General features: G+C 49.4%; 3 protein-coding genes. All 3 read left to right on the forward strand.

Annotated features, from left to right (window positions below; translation table 11 throughout):
- Nucleotides 1-45: 45 nt before the first annotated feature.
- The gene (locus ACJMLT_RS03340; RefSeq protein ID WP_405726571.1) at nucleotides 46-537 is read left to right on the forward strand and encodes a C-GCAxxG-C-C family protein; all 492 of its coding nucleotides are present in this window, start codon (nucleotides 46-48) and stop codon (nucleotides 535-537) included.
- 16 nt (nucleotides 538-553) lie between these two features.
- On the forward strand, nucleotides 554-1,630 hold the full coding sequence (locus tag ACJMLT_RS03345; RefSeq protein ID WP_405726573.1) for a stalk domain-containing protein: 1,077 nt from the start codon (nucleotides 554-556) through the stop codon (nucleotides 1,628-1,630).
- Nucleotides 1,631-1,676: 46 nt separating this feature from the next.
- Nucleotides 1,677-2,573 (forward strand): choloylglycine hydrolase (bsh, locus tag ACJMLT_RS03350; protein ID WP_405726576.1); only part of this gene is annotated, 897 nt, incomplete at its 3' end.

Here is a 2,573-nt window from a genome sequence, read left to right on the forward strand (position 1 = left end):
ATGTAGAAATTTATCGAAATCACCCAATGGAAGGAGATTTTAACCATGGAAGAAAATAAAGAACTGACATTAGTGGAAAAAGTACAGGAAGAAGCAAAAGGCTGCTTCAGAAATGGTCTGAATTGCTCTGAATGTGTGATGACAGCATTCCTGAACAATTTTGAAACAGGTCTGCCCAAAGAAGCAGTAAAACTGGCAACAGCTTTCGGCGGCGGCATGGGTCACACAAAAAATACCTGCGGTGCTATCACAGGCGCAGTTATGGCGCTGAGCTCCATCGTAGGCAGAGAAAATCCCATGGGCAAAGAAACTATGGCAGAACGTGTGCAGGAACTGCAGCAGGGTATTTATCCCGTTGTGGGCAAAATGGTGCATGAAATGGAAGAAAAATACGGCACACTGATCTGCTCCGAACTTTCTAATCCTCACGGCGAATGGGAAGGCAAGGCAAGAAAGAAAAACTGCATGGCGATGATCACAGAATGTGCAGGTCTGGCGGCTGCCCATGCGGAAGAATATCTGAAAAATAACAAGTAATGGTCTGGTGATGGTTATGAAAAAATTACTGTTGGGGCTTCTGGCATCGCTGCTGTTCTGCGTGCCTGCCTTTGCCCATCCGCCTATCACGGTTTTTGTGGATCAGGTACAGGTAAATTTTGACCAGCAGCCCATCATCAAGGATGACCGTACGCTGGTACCCCTGCGTCGTATTTTTGAAGCGCTGGATGCAGAGGTTTTCTGGGATGAACCCAGTCAGAGCGTAACGGCAGTCCATGGAACGGACGTGATCCTGTTTCAGATCGGGAAGGCAGAGCTGTATAAGAATGGAAAACTGACCTATACCATGCCCGTGCCTGCTCAGATCATCAATGACCGTACGCTGGTACCCCTGCGGGCCGTGGCGGAAAGCCTTGGCTGCGATGTGGCATGGGACGGTATCGATTATATTGTGGATATCACATCTGACGGTACGCCGGCAGCAAAACCTACAGATAAACCTGTGTATGAAGAACAGGATACCCCCATGAGCGGCGGCTATGCCTCTAAGGTGACTGCCCCTGATGGTACAGTGGTGCTGAATGCGGAACTGCGCTGTGACGAAGTGACGGTGGGCAGCGGCAGAACCTCTATCAACGGCGACATGGCCAATGAAACCTATGGTCAGGGGGAAGGCTTCCTGCAGGCTTACGGCGAAAGAGCATTGCGGGAATATGCGGAAAATCCCGACGGTTTCCGTCCCTACTACTATATGGGCACCTATACCCTGATGCGGGAACAGGATGGATATGCATCCTTCCTGGCGGCGGTGTCTTCTTACGATGGGGAAGAAGAATCTGTCCAGTATTTCTCCCATACCTATGACCTGACAACGGGCAAAGAAGTGGATCTGGATGATCTGGTTTCCGACTCCAGAGAGGATCTGGAATATCTCTGGACGGTGTCTTTCCTGGCGCTGGCCGATAAGGATCCCGATGCTTTCTACAGCAATGTGGAAAAGAAACTGGAGAAAAATCTGGATCAGGTAGATTTTTATCTGACAGAAGACGGCATTGCCTTCTATCTGTCCCCCGGTATCATTGCTCCTCCGGAAACGGGAGCCGTGTCCTTTGCAATTACATATAGCTTTTAATGAAAAACCTTCTTTTGGGAAAGATAATCCAAAAGGAGGTTTTTTTATGTGTACGGCGGTGACTTATAAAAATCGATATTTTGGCAGAAATCTGGATTATGACCGTTCCTTCGGGGAAAGCGTGGTGATGACCCGAAGAGCATTCCCTTTTCGTTTTCCTGAAGGGCAGATGCTGCAAAAACATCATGCCATCATCGGCATGGCGCATATTTCGGATGACTACCCTTTGTATTATGACGCTATGAATGAGAAAGGACTGGCTATGGCAGGGCTGTTGTTCGGTGAAAATGCGGTTTATCATGGGTCAGTGGCAGGAAAGGACAATATCCCCAGCTGGGGATTGATCCCGTGGATTCTGGGTCAGTGCAGTTCTGTTTCGGAGGCAGAAAAACTGCTGTTTCGCCTGAACTTGACGGATGTGCCTTTTAGTGAAGAACTTCCCCCCAGTCCCCTCCATTGGATGATCGCTGACAGGGAACGTTCCCTTGTGGTGGAATCCATGGCCAATGGGCTTCATGTCTATGAAAACCCCGTGGGCGTGCTGACCAATGATCCTCCCTTTCCCTTTCATCTGCAAAATCTGCATCAGTATCTGAGCTTGACGAAGGAGGAACCGAAGAACCGCTTTTCTGAAAAAATTGAGCTGAAACCCTTTAGCCGCGGTATGGGTGCATTGGGTCTGCCGGGAGATCTCAGTTCCGTGTCTCGGTTTGTGCGGGCGGCCTTTGTGAGAGCCAATGCCTTTTCCGCAGAGGCGGAGGATATCAGCCAGTTTTTCCATATCCTTGGGGCGGTGGAACAGCAGAGGGGCTGCGTCCATCTGGGTGACGGCAGATATGAAATCACGCTCTATACTTCCTGCTGTGATCTGGAAAAGGGTGTCTATTATTGGAAAACCTATGAGGATTACAGTATCCAGAAGATGGAACTGGCGGAAGGGATG

Origin of the sequence: Anaerotignum sp., from assembly GCF_045122575.1 — a bacterium.
Lineage (GTDB): Bacteria > Bacillota > Clostridia > Lachnospirales > Anaerotignaceae > Anaerotignum_A.